Source organism: Bradyrhizobium sp. SZCCHNRI3052 (assembly GCF_032484895.1).
In the GTDB taxonomy this organism is placed as follows: domain Bacteria; phylum Pseudomonadota; class Alphaproteobacteria; order Rhizobiales; family Xanthobacteraceae; genus Bradyrhizobium.
This window is the reverse complement of sequence record NZ_JAUETW010000002.1, coordinates 661,928-679,111: the sequence shown is the minus strand read 5'-3', so window position 1 is coordinate 679,111 and position 17,184 is coordinate 661,928. Positions and strand designations below refer to the sequence as shown.

14 protein-coding genes are annotated in these 17,184 nt (G+C 66.1%); 10 read left to right on the top strand and 4 right to left on the bottom strand.

Annotated features, from left to right (window positions below; translation table 11 throughout):
* Nucleotides 1-338 precede the first annotated feature (338 nt).
* The 4 genes from QW887_RS08275 to QW887_RS08260 all read left to right on the top strand — a co-directional run bounded on the left by QW887_RS08275 (nt 339) and on the right by QW887_RS08260 (nt 6,161).
* Entirely contained in the window at nt 339-1,292 is a 954-nt protein-coding gene (locus QW887_RS08275) for an ABC transporter ATP-binding protein (protein ID WP_316194365.1), read from the top strand.
* A complete protein-coding gene (locus QW887_RS08270) occupies nt 1,285-4,209 on the top strand; it encodes a Gldg family protein (protein WP_316194364.1) in 2,925 nt (974 codons plus the stop codon). Before QW887_RS08275 ends, QW887_RS08270 begins: the two co-directional genes overlap by 8 nt.
* On the top strand, nt 4,206-5,360 hold the full coding sequence (locus QW887_RS08265; protein WP_315718227.1) for a DUF4340 domain-containing protein: 1,155 nt from the start codon (nt 4,206-4,208) through the stop codon (nt 5,358-5,360). Before QW887_RS08270 ends, QW887_RS08265 begins: the two co-directional genes overlap by 4 nt.
* A gap of 321 nt (nt 5,361-5,681) precedes the next feature.
* Complete coding sequence (locus QW887_RS08260) at nt 5,682-6,161, top strand: VOC family protein (RefSeq protein ID WP_315827031.1); 480 nt, start codon at nt 5,682-5,684, stop codon at nt 6,159-6,161.
* Nucleotides 6,162-6,200: 39 nt separating this feature from the next.
* Here QW887_RS08260 and QW887_RS08255 read toward each other — a convergent pair whose 3' ends face one another.
* Entirely contained in the window at nt 6,201-6,920 is a 720-nt protein-coding gene (locus QW887_RS08255; RefSeq protein WP_315718225.1) for a class I SAM-dependent methyltransferase, read from the bottom strand.
* A gap of 267 nt (nt 6,921-7,187) precedes the next feature.
* Between QW887_RS08255 and QW887_RS08250 the strand changes: the two genes are divergently transcribed.
* The 4 genes from QW887_RS08250 (at nt 7,188) to QW887_RS08235 (ending at nt 9,406) form a co-directional block, all read left to right on the top strand.
* On the top strand, nt 7,188-7,496 hold the full coding sequence (locus QW887_RS08250) for a hypothetical protein (protein WP_315718257.1): 309 nt from the start codon (nt 7,188-7,190) through the stop codon (nt 7,494-7,496).
* A gap of 269 nt (nt 7,497-7,765) precedes the next feature.
* Nucleotides 7,766-8,164, top strand: coding sequence for a hypothetical protein (locus tag QW887_RS08245; protein ID WP_315827032.1), 399 nt, complete (start codon nt 7,766-7,768; stop codon nt 8,162-8,164).
* A 73-nt stretch (nt 8,165-8,237) separates the two neighbouring features.
* The gene (locus QW887_RS08240; RefSeq protein ID WP_315718223.1) at nt 8,238-9,044 is read left to right on the top strand and encodes a sensor histidine kinase; all 807 of its coding nucleotides are present in this window, start codon (nt 8,238-8,240) and stop codon (nt 9,042-9,044) included.
* Nucleotides 9,035-9,406: a signal transduction histidine kinase gene (locus tag QW887_RS08235; RefSeq protein WP_315750346.1), complete on the top strand. Its 372-nt coding sequence runs from the start codon at nt 9,035-9,037 to the stop codon at nt 9,404-9,406. Before QW887_RS08240 ends, QW887_RS08235 begins: the two co-directional genes overlap by 10 nt.
* A gap of 19 nt (nt 9,407-9,425) precedes the next feature.
* Here the strand turns inward: QW887_RS08235 and QW887_RS08230 are convergent, their stop codons facing one another.
* Nucleotides 9,426-10,346, bottom strand: a complete 921-nt coding sequence (locus QW887_RS08230; RefSeq protein WP_315750345.1) for a LysR family transcriptional regulator — start codon at nt 10,344-10,346, stop codon at nt 9,426-9,428.
* Between the two features lie 134 nt (nt 10,347-10,480).
* Between QW887_RS08230 and QW887_RS08225 the strand changes: the two genes are divergently transcribed.
* Complete coding sequence (locus QW887_RS08225) at nt 10,481-11,761, top strand: gallate dioxygenase (protein WP_315827033.1); 1,281 nt, start codon at nt 10,481-10,483, stop codon at nt 11,759-11,761.
* A 42-nt stretch (nt 11,762-11,803) separates the two neighbouring features.
* Here QW887_RS08225 and QW887_RS08220 read toward each other — a convergent pair whose 3' ends face one another.
* Nucleotides 11,804-12,961, bottom strand: a complete 1,158-nt coding sequence (locus QW887_RS08220) for a PcfJ domain-containing protein (RefSeq protein ID WP_315827034.1) — start codon at nt 12,959-12,961, stop codon at nt 11,804-11,806.
* A 582-nt stretch (nt 12,962-13,543) separates the two neighbouring features.
* Here QW887_RS08220 and QW887_RS08215 point away from each other — a divergent pair.
* Nucleotides 13,544-15,286 (top strand): hypothetical protein, encoded by a 1,743-nt coding sequence (locus tag QW887_RS08215; RefSeq protein ID WP_315827035.1) that lies wholly within the window; start codon nt 13,544-13,546, stop codon nt 15,284-15,286.
* 223 nt (nt 15,287-15,509) lie between these two features.
* On the opposite strand, the gene QW887_RS08210 is transcribed toward QW887_RS08215, so the two are convergent.
* On the bottom strand, nt 15,510-17,126 hold the full coding sequence (locus tag QW887_RS08210) for a flavin monoamine oxidase family protein (protein ID WP_316171577.1): 1,617 nt from the start codon (nt 17,124-17,126) through the stop codon (nt 15,510-15,512).
* Nucleotides 17,127-17,184 lie beyond the last annotated feature (58 nt).

Here is a 17,184-nt window from a genome sequence, read left to right as displayed (position 1 = left end):
GGGCGGCGGCCCCCGCTTGATTCATTCGATCGCGTCCGATTAGTTAGCCGCAACCAACAGAACGGCGGAAACACAGTTTCACGACCTCCCAAGGTTTGCACAAGGCTTCGTCGTACGATGTGCTCTTCCGGATGACGACTCTCCCCATCGCACAGGCCGGGCCGCTCTGAACCGCCGCGCTCAGCGCACCCGACCACCTCAGCTTTCCCCGCTGACGACCGCCGGTTCGGTCGGCCAGATCCTTTCAGCTGCATCCGACGCTCGTGCCGCCGGTGATCGATCCTGCGTGTCGATGAGGACCTGGCGCTGCGACGGCCAACTCAGGAGCGACGCCCCGCATGATCTCCGCCGAACACCTGACCCGCCAATACGGGTCATTCACCGCCGTCGACGACGTCTCCTTTGAGGTCGGCGACGGCGAGATCGTCGGCCTGCTCGGGCACAACGGCGCCGGCAAGACCACCATCATGAAGATGCTGACGGGCTATCTCGAGCCGACCGCCGGCACGGCGACCATTCATGGCCATGACATCGGCACGCAGCGCCGTCAGGCGCAGGCGCTGATCGGCTACCTGCCGGAGAATTGCCCGCTGTATCCGGAGATGACGGTGGTCGAATTCCTCGACTACGCCGCGGAGCTGAGAGGAATCCCGCCGGGCGCCCGGGCGCAGGCGCTGCGCGACGCCATCGCCGCCACCGGCCTTGCGGAAAAGGCCACCGCGCCGATCGCGAGCCTGTCGCGCGGCTACCGGCAGCGGACCGGCGTCGCGCAGGCGATCCTGCACAAGCCGAAGATCGTGATCCTCGACGAGCCGACCAATGGCCTCGATCCGTCGCAGATCGCCCAGATGCGTGGACTGATCAGGGATCTCGCGAAGACCGCCACGGTGATCCTGTCGACCCACATCCTGCAGGAGGTGCGCGCCGTGTGCGAGCGCGTGCTGGTGATCAACCGCGGCCGGCTGGCGCTCGACACCCGGATGAGCGATCTCGGCGGCCCTGGCCGGTTGCGTCTCGTCACCAGCGGGCCGCCAGAACTGGTCGAGCGGCTGGTCACGGGGCTCGGCCTGGTGAAGAGCGTGGAGCGGCTGACGGCCGCCGAGCCCGGCCATGCCTATGCACTCAATCTCAATGGCCACGCGGCCAGCACCGTGGCGCCGGCCGTCGCCCGCGTGATCACCGACAACAAGCTGGATCTGTTCGCCCTGCATCCCGAACAGCGCGATCTCGAAACCCTGTTCGCCGACATCACCGGCGCCGGCGCGCCGACCCGTGAGGCCCTGCATGCATAACGTTCTTCGTATCGCCCGCAAGGAGCTGGCCGTCTTCTTCGCCTCGCCCGCGGCCTTCATCTTCATGGCGGCGTTCCTCGCGGTCACCCTGTTCCTCTTCTTCTGGGTCGACCGCTTCTTCGCCCGCAACATCGCCGACGTCCGACCGCTGTTCGAATGGATGCCGGTGCTGATGATCTTCATCGTGTCGGCCGTCACGATGCGGATGTGGAGCGAGGAGCGGCGCGCCGGCACGCTGGAGTTCCTGCTGACCTCGCCGGTCGCGCCGCTGCAGCTGGTCCTCGGCAAGTTCCTCGCCTGCCTCGCTTTGGTCGCGATCGCGCTGGCGCTGACACTGCCGCTCCCGATCACGGTGTCCATGATCGGCCGGCTCGACTGGGGACCGGTGGCCGGCGGCTATCTCGCCGCGCTGGCCCTCGCCTCCGCCTACATCTCGATCGGCCTGTTCGTCAGCGCCCGCTCCGACAACCAGGTGATCAGCCTGATCGTCTCCACCCTGATCTGCGGCGCGTTCTACCTGCTCGGCTCCAACACGCTGACCTCGCTCACCGGCAACGAAGGCGGCGAGCTGTTGCGCCAGCTCGGGGCCGGCTCGCGCTTCGAGTCGATCGCCCGCGGCGTCATCGACCTGCGCGATCTCTATTACTATCTCAGCATCTTCGGCGTGTTCCTGGTGCTCAACCTCTATGTGCTGGAGAGCCTGCGCTGGTCGTCGCAGGGCCGCGCGCCGCAGCACCGGCGCTGGCGCATGGTGGCCGCGCTGACGGTGGCCAATCTCGTCGCCGTCAATCTGTGGCTCGGCCAGCTCCCCGCCGCGCGGGCCGATCTCACCGCCGGACACATCTATTCGATCTCGGACGAAACCCGGAGCTATCTCGGCCAGCTGCAGGAGCCGCTGCTGATCCGCGGCTATTTCAGCGCCCAGACCCACCCGCTGCTGGCGCCGCTGGTGCCGCGGCTGCGCGATCTGCTGAAGGAGTACGAGATCGCAGGACAAGGCAAGGTCCGGGTCGAGTTCGTCGATCCGATGCAGAACGCCGCGCTCGAGGCGGAGGCCAACAAGCAGTACGGCATCCAGCCGGTGCCGTTCCAGACGTCGAGCAAGTATCAGGCGTCGGTGACCAACTCCTACTTCAACATTCTCGTCAAATATGGCGATGAATATACGACGCTCGGCTTCCGCGACCTCATCGAGGTCAAGGAGCGCGGTGACGGCGACAGCGAGCTCGACGTCAATCTGCGCAATCCGGAATACACGATCACCCGCGCGATCAAGAAGGTGCTGAACGGCTATCGCGGCTCCGGCGATGTGCTGGCCGGCCTGCCGCACCCGGTGACGCTGGAGGCCTATATCTCGGCCAAGAACCTGCCCGAGCCGCTCGCCAAGCTGAAGACCGCGCTGCAGGAGCTGATCAAGGACGACCAGAGCAAGACGCCGGGCAAGCTCGACGCGAAGATCGTCGATCCCGACGCGGATGGCGGCCAGATCGCCAAGACCCTGCAGGACGATTACGGCCTCGAGCCGCTCTCGGTCGGCCTGCTCAACCCGAAACGCTTCTGGTTCCATTTGATCCTGAAGAGCGGCGACAAGACCGAGCAGATCCAGCTGCCGGAGCAGCTCGACAAGGACGGCCTGAAGCGCAACATCGACGCCGAGCTGAAGCGCTTCACGCCCGGCGCGCTGCGGACCGTCGCGCTGTACACGCCCCCGGCGCAGCAGCCGATGCCGCAGCTCGGCATCCCCGGCGGCGGCGGGCCGTCGTTCGATCTGCTGCAGCAGAAGCTGCAGGAGAACACGCTCGTCGACGCCACCCAGCTGAAGGACGGCCGCGTCCCCGAGCGCGCCGACATCCTGTTCGTGGCCTCGCCGCAGCAGCTCGATCAGAAGCAGCTGTTCGCCGTCGATCAGTTCCTGATGAAGGGGGGCACCGTGATCGTCGCCACCTCGCCCTATCAGCCGTCGCTGCGCGGCAATCTCGATGTGGCCAAGACGCCCTCGGGCCTCGAGGACTGGCTGGCGTTCCAGGGCGTGAAGGTCGGCGACAGCATGGTGCTCGACCGCCAGAACGCCTCGTTCCCGATCCCGACCGAGCGCGACGTCGGCGGTGGCATCAAGGTGCGGCAGATCCGGCTGATGGACTACCCGTTCTTCGCCGACATCCGCAGCGACGGGCTGGCGCAGGGCGCCGCGCCCTCGGCCGGCACCCAGCAGCTGACGCTGTCCTGGGCCTCGCCGCTGACGATCGACGCCGACAAGGTCGGCAAGAAGCGGAAGATCGTCGATCTGATCCAGAGTTCGCCGCATTCGTGGACCGCCAAGACGACCAACGTCGTGCCGGACTTCAAGGCGCATCCCGACACCGGATTCCCTCCGGCCGAGAAGCAGGGGCGCCAGCTGCTCGGGGCCATGATGGAGGGCGAGTTCACGTCGTTCTTCGCCGGCAAGCCATCGCCGCTCGCCAAGGACGCTGCTGAGCCCAAACCCGATGCAAAGCCCGATGATGCCGCGAAGACAACGGCTGCCGACGCCAAGCCCAGCATCACCGGCGTGATCTCCCGCTCGCCCGAGAGCGCGCGGCTGATCGTGATCGGCTCGGGCACGTTCCTGTCGGACGACGTGCTGCAGCTCGCCTCCAGCGTCGACCGCACGCAGTATCTGGCACCGCTCGACTTCGCCCAGAACCTGGTCGACTGGTCGCTCGAGGACCGCGGGTTGCTGGCGCTGCGCAGCCGCGGCGGCCAGTTCTCGCGCACGCTCGCGCCGATGCAGAGCGGCGGCCAGATGTTCTGGGAATACCTGAACTATGCGCTCGCGCTCGCAGGGCTCGCACTCGTCTACATCGTGCGCCGCGTGCTGCGGCTCGGCGCCCAACGGAGATATCTCAACATGCTCGGCATAGCGGAGGCGCGGACATGAAAGGGCTTCCCATCCTGCTCACCGCGCTGCTGGGTGGCCAGCTCGCGCTGGCTCTCACCTTCGCGGTCAACCGCTCCGATCATGCCGCGTTCGACGCCAAGGAGCCGCTGGTCGCGTTCGCGCCGGCCAAGGTCGATCAGGTCGCGATCGACGACGACGCCGGCCACACCGTCACGCTCGCGCGGAAGGACGGCAAATGGGTGATCCCTGCGTTGTCGGACTTTCCCGCCGACACGACCAAGGTCAATGGCCTGCTCGACCGCATCGCCGGCCTGAAGAAGGGCTGGCCGATCGCGAAGACCGATGCCGCAGCCGAGCGCTTCAAGGTCACCGAAAAGGTTCATGAGCGCCGCGTGGTGCTGACGAGCGGCGGCAGCCGGGTCGGCGAGTTGCTGGTCGGGACCTCGCCGGCCTATCGCCAGGTGCATGTCCGGGCCGGCGATGCCTCTCCGGTCTACGCCGTCGAGCTGGCGACCTACGACATCGGCGCGGAGCCCAGCGCCTGGATGCAGCACGGCATGCTGGATACGCCGCGCGACAAGATCGCCAGCGTGAGCGTCGGTGACGTCACCATCGATGGCAAGGACGGCAAGTTCACGCTGGCGGGGCTCGGCAAGGACGAGAAGCCGCGGCCCGACAAGATCGATGCCCTGGTCAGCGCGATGGCGCATCCTCTCTTCGATGGCGTACGCGGCAAGGGCAAGGCGGCGCTGACCCAGACCGACGCGCCCGACATCACCGTCACGCTGAAGCGGACCGATGGAAGCCAGCTGATCTATCGCTACAAGAAGGACGCCGGTGGCGGCTATCTGTTCACGCGTTCGGCGGAGGACTATCTCTTCCACGTGAGCGCCGACACCGCTGCGCCGATCGTGCTGGCCACGCGCGCGGCATTGATCGAGCCGCCGAAACCGGACAAGGCGCCGAACGCCAACAGCTCGGGCAACAAGAACTCGAACGACAAGAGCTCGGAAGACAAGGTTTCGGGCGCGAAGAGCCCGGACGACAACGCCGCAAAGGCCGAGACGGCAGGCGCCAAGGCAGATCAGGCGCCGGCGGCTGCAGCACTGCAGGCTGCTCCGACGTCATCCCATGGCGCCGATCAGGCCTCTCACGGCGGCGCCGAGCCGCCAAAGTCGCCCGGAGGCTAGGTCCTCACGACGCGCGTATCCGGCTTCGCCGCGAGACTGGAGCCGGATCCCGCGCCGGGTAGCCTATTGTCGCTCGGCCCCGATCAGCCGCTGAGGAAAGGTATGATCAGCCAAGCGCCTCAATCCTTGGCTGTGCCACCGATGATCGTCAGTCGTGGGGGATGAGATTTTTTTCTCGCTCGGCGGCCGGTCGTGTCGGCACCGGCGATGCACGAACGTCCTTGGATCAGCCGGATCGCAACGACCCGGCTCGAGCGTAACCAATGGACCGCCCGGTGAACGAACGACGCGGCCTGCACTTGGAAGGAAGGGACGTCTGCCATGGCAAAGCACAAGAACACGATCTGTCTGTGGTTCGACAAGGACGCAGAGGCCGCCGCGCGCTTCTACGCCGAACTGTTTCCGGACAGCGAAGTGACGGCGGTCCATCGCGCGCCGGGTGACTACCCTTCCGGCAAGGCCGGCGACGTGCTGACGGTGCAATTCACGGTGTGTGGCATCCCCTGTCTCGGCCTCAATGGCGGACCTGCGTTCACCCACAACGAATCCTTCTCGTTCCAGATCGCCACCGACGATCAAGCGGAGACGGACCGCTATTGGAGTGCCATTGTCGGCAATGACGGCCAGGAAAGCCAATGCGGCTGGTGCAAGGACAAATGGGGCATCTCCTGGCAGATCACGCCGCGCGCGCTCACCGACGCGATGGCGGCCGGCGGAGCCGAGGCCAAGCGCGTGTTTGCCGCGATGATGACGATGAAGAAGATCGACGTCGCCGCCATCGAGGCAGCGCGGCGGGGATGACCCTCGCCAGCCGGAGCGCAGCATCGCCGCGCTCCGGCGTCACGGGCGCAGGCACCGCAGATGCAGGAATAGCGGCACGCGCAGCCAGCGCCGGCTGCTGTCGCGGGTGATAATTGCTTCGGGAATGGACGGCTCGCGCAGCGCCTCGATCAGGAATCCCTCCGCTTCCAGCGCTTCGAAATAGCTCTGCAGCGGGCGATGCGCGCTGTGGAAGGTCATGCTGAGCCCGTCGCGCTCGATTGCGTCGCTGAAGGTGTAGGAGTCCAGATAGCTGCCCTGGATGACGAAGGGCGCATCCGATGCCAGGCTCGCGAACCGCCCGGCCGAGTTGAGCGGGTGGACGATCGCCATGCAGAAGCGGCCGCCGCGCCTGAGAACCCGCGCAAGCTCGCGCACCGCGGCCGGCATCGCGTCAACGTCCTGCAGCGACATGAAGGCGATCGCGAGATCCGCGCATGCATCGGCCAGCGGCAGCGCGGCCGCGTCGGCACGCACGACGCCGATCGTGGGATCGGCCGCCCGGGCCGCGGCGATCAACGACGGCGATGCATCGACGCCGACCACTCTGTGCCCTTCGGAGGCGAGATGTCGCGACAGCCTGCCCTCGCCGCAGCCGATGTCGAGCGTGAGCGCACCGGGCGGCGGCAGCAAGCGGCTGAATTGCTCGCGATGGTGGCGCCAGAAGCTGTCGTGACCCGGCGCTCTCGCCCAGGCGAGCCACCGGCCGGCCTCTGCTTCCCACTGCTCGCGCAAATTCATCGCGGCCTCCTCGCCCGACCCTGCGGATTCAAGAGCCGCGCTTCTTAAACTGCTTCCTCGCCCAAGTCATCAGCGGCGCGGGTCGTTACCTGACGGGCATGCCCGTCCGTGTGCCGCTCGAGACCAACAGCGTCCTGTCCGATGTCGCCACAGCGCCGCACAGGCAGCCGTTCGACGCCAAAACAAATGCCACCGCCGGGGAACCATGGGATTGCCAGCAGATTGGTTCCATGACGCAATCCCCGCACCCGGAGTCATGTCATGACCATGAAGATTCTTACGATCACGCTCGCAGCCGCCGCGAGCACATTGATGGCCGCAGCCGCCTCCGCTGCCCCGCTCACGGCCGGAATATCGATCCTCCCGGAGAGCAGCATCCAGCAGGTTCGCATGGTCTGCAACGAGAACGGCCGCTGCTGGCGCCAAGGCCGCGAACGCCGTGTCATCATCCGCGAAGACCGCGGCGCCTACGGCTATGGCCGGCACGAGCGGCGCGGCTATGAAGGACGTGACTATGAAGATCGTGGCGGCATCGGCATCCACGCGCCCGGCGTGAGCGTCGGAATCGGCCGATAACACGTCCGACGTCTGACTCATGCCAAGGCATCGTGATCAGGACTGCAAATGATCTACAAATGAGCCAAGCGTCCGACGTTCGCATGTCGATGCAACGATGCTACGAACGTCGGATGAGCCGCAGGGCCAGACTCGCTCTCGCTTCAGGCGATGGCGGCGACCGGATCCTCACGACAAATAAATTCGGCTGGACCTCGCTATTGCGCGCGCACACACCATATGTTGATGATCACCGCGCGTCCCCCGGCTGCCATCGGTGACTGAGAGCCATGCGCTCCCGCCGCGACCAGAAGGCGGACAGCATGTCGAAAACTTCGAACACCTCTTCGAACACCACCACGTCCAGTGCGCGCGTAATTGGTGCGACCGCTCCTGGCGCCGCCATTCTTTGGGCTGCCGATCGTCGCCGCGATTCTGATCCGGTGGCCGCCGTTCGCAGCGAGGCGCTTGCGCCAGTTCACCCCGACAAGCCCTCCGAGCCGGCCAAGCGAGAGCGGTCATCGCTGCACGCGACGCTCGCCACCAGGGCGGAGAATGCGCTGGAGACGGCGGGCCTGATGCAGCAAGGCGGCGAGCGCGCTGCCGCGATCAGGAAGGCGACCATCCTCGCAAACGCCGCCGAGATACTCGGGCATTTCAACGGAAGTGTCCGTTCGCGAACGAAGTGACGCTGGGGCGGCCTGCTCCTGCGTACCATCGTGCCCGCCGAGGGCGGCATCCGGTGCAAGGACATGTCAGCCAATGCTCGAGATCAACCTCACTACAGAGCCTCCTCACGGCACGGTCGTGGATCCCGACTTTCTGCTGACGGAAATCATCGGGCTGAAGCGCCTGCTCGCCGAGGCCGAGAGCAATGCCAAGACCCGGTCCGAGCAGGCCGAAATCGAGGCGAGAGAACGCGAGACGGCGAGCAGGCTGCAAAAGCTCATTCTCGAGGAGCTGCACCATCGCATCAAGAATACGCTCGCGACCGTCACCGCCATCGTCTCCCAGAGCCTCCGCAACGTGCCGGCGACCAAGGATGCACAGCATGCCATCTCCGGGCGGCTCCTGGCCCTCGGACGGGCACACGATCTCCTCCTGCAAGCGAAATTGTCCAGCGGCGATCTCCGCACGGTGATCCGTACGTCCGTCCAGGCGTTCGACACGCCCGACGACTCACGCTTTGCGATCACCGGACCCGACGTGCTGGTGACGCCGGATGCCGTCATCGCCCTCGCGATGACGCTCAACGAGCTATGCACGAACGCCCTGAAGTTCGGCGCGCTGTCCGTGCCGGAAGGACGCGTCGATCTGCTTTGGACCGTCGACCAACGCCGGGTCCGCTTCGCCTGGACCGAAAGACACGGCCCGGTCGTTCAACAGCCCGCCAGCCGAAGCTTCGGAACCCGGCTGATCGAAACGCTCGGCGTGCAGCTCGGCGGCGAGGTTCAGTTGACCTATGCGCCGTCAGGGCTCTCCTACACGTTCGATGCGCCGATCGCCGTTCTCGACTCTCCCGTGAGACCGCCGATGCACGCAACAGAAAGGGATCTCCGATGTCGCTGAGCCAATTTCGCGTCGATGAGCAGCCGCATACGATGGACGGATTGCGCCTGCTCGCCCAAGATGGCGCCGTCGGCGTCGAGGCCTTCGTCAGCCGCAAGGTGATGGACATCTGGGCCGAGTCGATCGAGCACACGGGCGGCCGGCAGAGCCTGTTTCGTGTCCAATACAATGCGCTGGGACAATTGAACCTTGCTGCGATCGAGCGGATCGTGAGCAGGAAATATCGGCGCGGCGCCGCATCCAACCGGCAGCATCCCTTCATCGAGGTGCTGTTCTCGGATATCGCCGACAGCGGTGAAACGCTCAATCTGAGCGAGCTGGTGCGAGAGCCATTGCCGCCGTCATTCCATCGGCTTGCGTGAGACAGGCGGACGGCGCACCTCAGGTCTGACCGATCAGGGTGTGCGCGGACGCGGCGCAGATCTCCTCGAGGAAGTCGAGGAAGGCGCGGGCGCGCGAGGAGATCAGCTTGCGGCTCGGAAAGATCGCGGTCAGCTGGGCGGCGCGGGTGTCGAACGCGACCCCCCTGCCGATCTCGACCAGCCGGCCCTCGCCGAGCAACTCGACGCAATAGTGCTCCGGCAGAAAGGAAATGCCGGCGCCGTGGGCGACGGCCCGGCGCACCGCCAGCGGATTGTTGATGCGGGCGACATGCGCACCGACGTCGAAGCGGACGAGATGGCCGTGCTGCTTGATCATCAGGGTGCGATCGCCATAGCGCCGCTCGCAGATCATGAGATGGCGCTCCAGCGCGCGGACGTCCTCGCCGATGTCGTGCGCGGCGAGATAGGCGGGGCTGGTCACCCAGATCAGGCGGCCGCCGATCAGCACCTTCTGCGCCAGCTCGGAATTCTCCTGCACGCCGACCACGACCGCGATGTCGAAGCGGTCGGCCAGCATGTCGATCGCGCGCGTGGTTGCCTCGACATCGAGCTCGATGCGCGGATAGCGGCGGTGGAATTCGGCGAGCTGCGGCGCCAGGATCTCCTCGCAGAACGCCGGCGGTAGCGCCACCGAGAGCCGGCCGCTGGGCACGCCGACCAGCCCGGTCATGACCGCGTCGGCCTCCGAGACCTGATCCAGGATCTTCTGACATTGCTGGAAGAACAGCTCGCCCTCGCGGGTCACCCGGACGCGCCGCGAGTTGCGGTCGAACAGCCGGATGCCGAGATCCTGCTCAAGCCGGGCGACCGATTTGCTGACCGAGGATTTCGGCATGCCCAGGGACCGCGAGGCGCCGGTCATGCCGCCGGTCGCCACCACCGCATGGAAAACAGGAATGTCCTCGATCCGCCATTTCATCCGAGAGCCGCTCGTTCATCGAGAGAAACGATCCGTGCACGTTAGCATGATTGTCTAGCAGGGGAAACTTCGTATGGTCCGTCCCGGCGCGGCCGCGAGTGACAGTCAGCGGCGGCCCATTCGCGGAGGGACACATGGCCCGGATCATCGGCGGCATCGGCGCATCGCACTCGCCCACCATCGGCTTCGCACGCGACACCAATAAGCAGAACGACCCGGCCTGGAAGCCGATCTTCGACGGCTTCGCGGTCGTGCGCGACTGGGTGAAGCAGAAGGACATCGACGTCCTGTTCATGATCTACAATGATCACATCACCTCGTTCTTCTTCGATCACTACTCCGCCTTCGCGCTCGGCATTGACGACCGCTATGTCGCCGCCGACGAAGGCGGCGGACCGCGCAACGTGCCGCCGGCGAAGGGCCATCTCGGCCTGTCGCAGCACATCGCGATGGCGATGATGGCGGACGAGTTCGACATGTCGTTCTTCCAGGGCAAGCCGGTCGATCACGGCCTGCTGTCGCCGCTGTCGATGATGGGCGATGCCAGCGGCGCGTGGCCGGGCATGGTGGTGCCGCTGCAGGTCGGCGTGCTGCAGCTGCCGATTCCCAATGCGAAGCGGATGTGGAAGCTCGGCAAGACCCTGCGCAAGGCGATCGAGAGCTATCCGGAAGACCTGAAAGTGGCGATCTTCGCCACCGGCGGGCTGTCGCACCAGGTTCACGGCGAGCGCGCCGGCTTTCTCAACGAGGACTGGGACAACGAATTCCTCGATCTGCTGGAAAAGGACCCGGAGCGGCTCACTGCGATGCGGATCGCCGACTATGCGATCAAGGGCGGCATGGAAGGCGCTGAGGTGATCATGTGGCTGATCATGCGCGGCGCGCTGTCCGAGAACGTGAAGCTCGTGCACAGGCAGACCTACGCACCGTCGGTGACCAACATCGCTACCCTCGTGTTCGACGATCTCGGCGGCGCGCCCGACCCGCGGGAGGTCGCGGCCTATCGCGCGCATATCGGACATGAGCTCGCGGGCGCCGAGACGCTGGCTGGCACCTATCCCTTCACCCATGGCCGCAGCCAGGCCAATTTCCGCATCAACGACTTCCTGCACCGGCTCGTGATCCCCGCGCATCGCGCGAGATTCGTTGCGGAATTCGACGCGCTGGCGGACGAGCACGGTCTCACGGACGAGGAGCGCGACCTGATCCGCAACCGCCGCTGGATCGAGATGATCAGGCGGGGGGTCAGCTTCTTCGTGCTGGAGAAGATGGCGGCGGTGATCGGCGTCTCCAACCCGGAGGTCTACGCAGCCTTCCGCGGCGAGACGCTGGAAGCCTTTTTGAAGACCCGCAAGGTCCCGATGCGCTACTCCGTCGCCGGCGGCGCCAAGGCGGCCGCGATCGACGGACATTGATGGCGACGTACGAGCTGCGTCGCCCGGCAGGGGCGACGCAGCTCATGTCTGCGGCAGCTCGATCCCGCGCGCCTTGGCCCAGCGCTCCAGGACCTTGCGCTCGTCCGCGTTAGCGACGCGGTTGGCGAAGCCGCGGATCTGAACCGCGCGGTGCCGCGGGTTGAGCTCGATCGTCAGCAGCCGCTGCGTCTTGCCGGCGTGACGATAGCGCAGCGACCAGATCGAGGCGTGGCCGGCAATGCACTTGTCCGCGTAGCTCGCGACACAGTGATGCATCGCCCTGGACTCCGCGACGAGATCCTCGGCGGTCCGCAACTGCATGATGACATACGCGTCGCGCGTGGCCGAGCCCTTCGACGGGCTCCATGACCAGTCCGTCAGCGCGGCCCCCGGCCAATGCGCTGGCTCCGCGGTCCGTGCCGCCATGCGGCCACGGGCGATCTCGGCCCGCCGGCGCGCCGCCTCGATGCGCGCGATCACCGCGAGATCACGATGCCATGCGTTCATCAGCCGGCGCAGCGCGGCCAGCGAGCGGCCCTTGAGGCTGAACTGGCGCTGGCGCCGGCGACGATGCGCGATGTAGTCGCAGAGATCGTCGATCTCCTCGCCCGTCGTCGGATGTGCGCAGAAGAACTGCGCCGCCTCGCGCCAGAACGCGATCTCGCCGCGCGGCGTCCGCGCAATCCTGGACCGGGCGATCCGCAACACGATCGCCGGATCGCTCGTGTAGGACCGCGCGATCGCCTGCCATATCGCCTCGTCGAAGCCGACCTGCCCGAGCGGATGGAGAAAGGCGTGAACCTCCTTGCGCGACAGCCAAGCCGAGGCGCCTGCCTTGTACAGCGAGCCGCCGCCGGCGACCGCGATGTACCAGCGCTTGCGCAGGATCGTCTCGTCGCGGCCGAGCCCGCCGTCATCGATCCAGATCAGCTCCAGGTGCTGGGCCACCGAATAGCGGCCAAACAGATGACGCGCAGCCGCCAGCCGCAGCCGCGCGGCGTCGCGCGTCTTCAACTGGGGCTTCCAGCCTTCTGGATCGCGAATGATGTCAGCCTCGAAGCCGCGCCGCGCCTCGCGGATCGCATTGTGCAGATCCGGCGGCGAACGCGTCGGCCGCACCGCGCGGCGCAGCGTCAGCTGATAGGCTTCAACCCGCGCGCGCTCGGCCTCCCGCCGGCGCGCCATCAATGACTGTGCCATGGTCGTTCAACATGATGGAGTGACTGTCAGCCGAACGCACTGCGGGCGTCGGCACGGATCGTGTCGCGCACAGTGGACTTGACATGGCTGATGGCCTCTCGCGTTGAACGCTTTGGGTATTGAAACGGGCGACGCTCATACATCCGAACTGCAGATATTGCAAGCCGTCGCGCGCCACTCTTCAGCGCAGGCATGTCACGAGGCATCAGCGGCGGGGCACGCCAACGCTATATTCTTTCAGCCGCGCATCATCACGAAGCGCGGCGCTGTTAGTTGCAAATGATTCTATTCACCGACGAGCAGGATGCAGCGCCCAATCAGGCATGCGGCAGAACGTCGCACGCGCCCAACGAATATTTCTCCTCCGCCAGACAGAAACAAACAGACTGGAAAGCCGGCCCGCTGCCCGTTCGATGACGACTTTGCAGCGGCCGACGGCCCGATTGTGTAACTACAAAGCTCCTCACGTCACGACATGCACCATCCCGACGACCTGCATCGAAGCGATACAGGCGAACGCAGATGCATTGCCGACCAGGATTGTCATGCCGCGACAGCAGTAAAGTGTGAGGAGACGATCGAATGGCCACCAACTTCAATGCGACTGCGCTCGCCAACGGCACGTCCAACCTGCTCACGCGAGCGAGTGCGCTCAATCTGTCGACCGATCTGGTTCAAGCCGGCGTCGTCTTCGACGACGCCGTTCGCATCTCGCTCGGCCTCTATTCCGGCAGTCAAGGCAGCGGCAATTCGAACACCTTCCTGTCGAACTACACCACTGACATCCATGCGGTGCAGAACGATATCGCGGCCATCCTGGCCAACCCGAACGACGTGACGATCGGTGGCGAGACGTTTGCGCTGAACTCCACAGACATCGCCGCGCTGACCAACGTCCAGACCCAGCTCGGCACGCTGCTGACCGCGGCCGCGCAGACCACGAATGCGACGACATTGTCGGCGGCGTCGCAGACCATCCACGCGTTGCAGACCGAGATCCTGTCGGAGATCAACAACGACGCGCATCTGTCGGCGGCACTCAACAACGTCACCTTCACCGCCAATACCGGCGCGACCGACGTTGCGTTCCAGAACCTGCCGGCAGGCGCAGACGATCCGACCACGCTCGCGGCCGCGACGGCGGGCACCAGCCTGAAGGTGGTCGGCGAGGTCTTCAATGCCGCAGTGAGCGTCATCTCCGGCGGCATCAACGCGACCAATCTGACCCAAGTGACCAACGACCTGTCGGCGGTGCAATCGGGCCTCACGGCCATCCTCGCCAACGCGACCCTGCTCGCGCAGATCGAAGCCGGAGAAACCACCAACGCGGCAGCCGCCACGACGCTTCACCTCCAGACGGTGCTGAATCAGGTCACACTGCAGCTCGAGAAATACGATGCCGCCGCCGCGACCGGAAACACCACCGCGCTGCGAGGCACGGCGGACAATCTGCTCGACATCATCGACATCGTCCAGAACGACGCCGCTTTGAACGTCGCGGCCGGCGGTAACGGCAATCCGGGCCACACCGGCGGCTTCGCCGAGGATCCGGGCGGCCTCACCGGCACGGTCACGCGGTTCCAAGACAATCAGGCGCAAACCAATTTCTGGGCCACCTTCGTCGCCGAGGCGAACACGATCAACGCGCAACTGATGGCGATCGTGAACGGCAGCGGTACGGCCAGCCAGGCGCTGATCACGCAGATCGAGAACTACAACAATTTCGGCGCCAGCTTCGATGCCGCCCAGGGGGCCGTGTTCCAGGGCCGTTTCGACAACGAGCTCAACAATGGCACCCTGCAGGCGGACTCCGCCACCGCCATCAAAGGACTGCAGGGCATCCTGAACGGGGATACCGGCGCGGCGCTCACTTCGGACCTCGCGATGCTGACGGCTGCCGGCGAAGGCTTCGTCGCCGACGCGAACGACGTCAGCGGCAACAACATCGCGATCGGCGGCGCGACCTATGTCGGATCGGCAACGACGGTCTCCAAGGCGACATCGGTCGCCGGCCTCGCCCAGGGGACGACGAAGGTCACGGCCACGCCGAACATCGCAAACGGCACCGGCGGTACCAGCACGTCCACGGCCGCGACATCGAGCGGCGGAACCACGACCAAGACCGGGACGACGATCGCGACCAACGCCACCGGCAATACGACATCGACGACCACCAAGACGACCACTCAAGGCTCTTCGCACCATCACCACAACAACACGACGGCCGCCGCCCACAACTCGACCCCCGCCCACACCACGGCAGCGGCGCATTCTTCGACCGTCGTCGATCATCACCACCACGCATTGCACCACATCTGGGGCTGATATAGCCGACGGCGGGCGCCGGACATCGGTCACCGCTCCACGGTAGCTGTCGCGCAGGAAGTCGAGCTCGGCGCCCGCGAGCTGCGCGAGGTTGACCTCGACCTTGTCGCCGAAGCGCAACTGCTCCATGAGCGGAGCAAGGTGCGGAAAGGCCGCCGCCATCGTCTCGATGGTGGTGCGTTCGATCTGCAGCTTCATGGTTCGCACCTCGATGCCGTCCGACTCACGACGACACTCTCGTCGGCGGGCGCATCGCCGCTTCCGCCTTCGTCAGCAGCAGACGGTTCGCGGCGAGCGAGAACTCCTGCCAGGCGGCGGCGATGTCGCGCAGGATCGTCTGCAGATAATCCTTCGACGGCTTGTGCTCGAACGGAAAGTTCGACAGCGCGCAGGAGGTGCGGTTGAACGCGACGGCGTCGTCGAGCAGCGACTGCATGACATCGCGAAACGGCTTCTGGATCTCGGGCATCAGGGCGGAGCGACCGCGTTCGACGGCGACGTCGCGCATGTCGAAGGCAAGTGCGTCCAGCACCTGCAGCGCCGCAGCGAACACCTGCTCGGTGGCCCCGAGAAGAGCGAGCTGCGTCAGTTGTTCGCGCTGCTGCGTGGCGAGGCTGCGGTTGAGCCGCTGCCGATAATCGTCGAACGCGGCATCACGCTGCGCGGCGACCCAGGCGCCGAACCAGGCGAGGCTCGCAGCGTTGCCCGACAGCCCGTCGCCGATCGCCACGGCCGGCCGCCGCCCGGCGATCTCGCCCATGCTCCGGGCCATCGCACGCTCGATGCGCCTGGCGGCGTTCAGGGCACCTTCGAGATAGCCGGCCGCGTGGCTTGCGGTTTCGGCGCCACCGAGATGCAACCGCCCGTCCCATAGCGCCCGCCGCAGCATCGGATTGGCGATCTCGCTGTGCTCGCCGCGCGGCGTGGTGCGATCCAATGCGCTGCAGGTGAAGCGCTCGGCCGCCCAGTCCTGATAGTGCTGCTCACCGCCTTCCAGCGCGGAGCCGAACAGTTGCACCATCTGGCTGTCCATCAGCAACGGCAGCCCGACGCTGAAGGTCGCGCGCAGATCGGGCGGGAACGCAAGGAAGCCGCCGAGCGCTGCGCGGTCGCCGCCGGCATCGCAGGCATCGAAGGTCTCGCCGATCACGGCCTGCTCGTGGCTGACGAATGCATTGCCGGACCGGCCCTGGTCGCGCCAATGCGCCTGGTCGTAGGCGATCACGACCTTGGCCTGTGCCGCCATCCAGGTCTCGGCGCCACGCATCGCCTCGAAGGTCGCGTCGTCCAACGCGGGAAAGAAGCCGACGTGGTCGATCAGCAGCCGCGGCGGCAGCGCGAGCACGGCGCGCCTGGCCTCGATCGCGACCGATTCCGTTGCTGTGGCGAAGATCAGCCGCACATGCGTGCCGCAATCGACGATACGCATCAGCTCATGGCCGAGATGGATGAAGGGCTGCGGCAGATCGCGCGCCAGCGCCTCGATCAATTTCGTCATGCCGCCGGAGAGCCGACGCGCGCCCTGGTGGACCGGCGGCCCGCTGATCTGCTCGGCCGGCTTGTCCGCCTCTTCCAGATGGAGAACCGTGCCGTCATCGTGCTGGGCAAAGTCGGACAGGCCGAGCTCCGCGACCAGGCCGGCGAGCAGCGGCTGGGTGTCCGGCCAGAACCAGGTCGGGCCGAGGTCAAGCGCAAGCCCCGCCTTGCTCCTGGCCGACAGCACCCGTCCGCCCAGGCGATGTCGGGCTTCGAACAAAGCGAACGTGCTGCCGCGCTGCTGCAGGCTGCGCGCGAGTGCCATTCCGCACAATCCACCTCCGACAATGGCCGTTTCGAGCATGGCAGGACCTCGGCTGAAGCGTTGCGATCGCGTCTCGACCGCGTCCTGCAAAAAGCTT

Bases quoted from the DNA above. Each gene is read 5' to 3' on its own strand.
- QW887_RS08275 (WP_316194365.1), top strand. From the start codon at position 339: ATGATCTCCGCCGAACACCTGACCCGCCAATACGGGTCATTCACCGCC.
- QW887_RS08270 (WP_316194364.1), top strand. From the start codon at position 1,285: ATGCATAACGTTCTTCGTATCGCCCGCAAGGAGCTGGCCGTCTTCTTC.
- QW887_RS08265 (WP_315718227.1), top strand. From the start codon at position 4,206: ATGAAAGGGCTTCCCATCCTGCTCACCGCGCTGCTGGGTGGCCAGCTC.
- QW887_RS08260 (WP_315827031.1), top strand. From the start codon at position 5,682: ATGGCAAAGCACAAGAACACGATCTGTCTGTGGTTCGACAAGGACGCA.
- QW887_RS08255 (WP_315718225.1), bottom strand. From the start codon at position 6,920: ATGAATTTGCGCGAGCAGTGGGAAGCAGAGGCCGGCCGGTGGCTCGCC.
- QW887_RS08250 (WP_315718257.1), top strand. From the start codon at position 7,188: ATGAAGATTCTTACGATCACGCTCGCAGCCGCCGCGAGCACATTGATG.
- QW887_RS08245 (WP_315827032.1), top strand. From the start codon at position 7,766: ATGCGCTCCCGCCGCGACCAGAAGGCGGACAGCATGTCGAAAACTTCG.
- QW887_RS08240 (WP_315718223.1), top strand. From the start codon at position 8,238: ATGCTCGAGATCAACCTCACTACAGAGCCTCCTCACGGCACGGTCGTG.
- QW887_RS08235 (WP_315750346.1), top strand. From the start codon at position 9,035: ATGTCGCTGAGCCAATTTCGCGTCGATGAGCAGCCGCATACGATGGAC.
- QW887_RS08230 (WP_315750345.1), bottom strand. From the start codon at position 10,346: ATGAAATGGCGGATCGAGGACATTCCTGTTTTCCATGCGGTGGTGGCG.
- QW887_RS08225 (WP_315827033.1), top strand. From the start codon at position 10,481: ATGGCCCGGATCATCGGCGGCATCGGCGCATCGCACTCGCCCACCATC.
- QW887_RS08220 (WP_315827034.1), bottom strand. From the start codon at position 12,961: ATGGCACAGTCATTGATGGCGCGCCGGCGGGAGGCCGAGCGCGCGCGG.
- QW887_RS08215 (WP_315827035.1), top strand. From the start codon at position 13,544: ATGGCCACCAACTTCAATGCGACTGCGCTCGCCAACGGCACGTCCAAC.
- QW887_RS08210 (WP_316171577.1), bottom strand. From the start codon at position 17,126: ATGCTCGAAACGGCCATTGTCGGAGGTGGATTGTGCGGAATGGCACTC.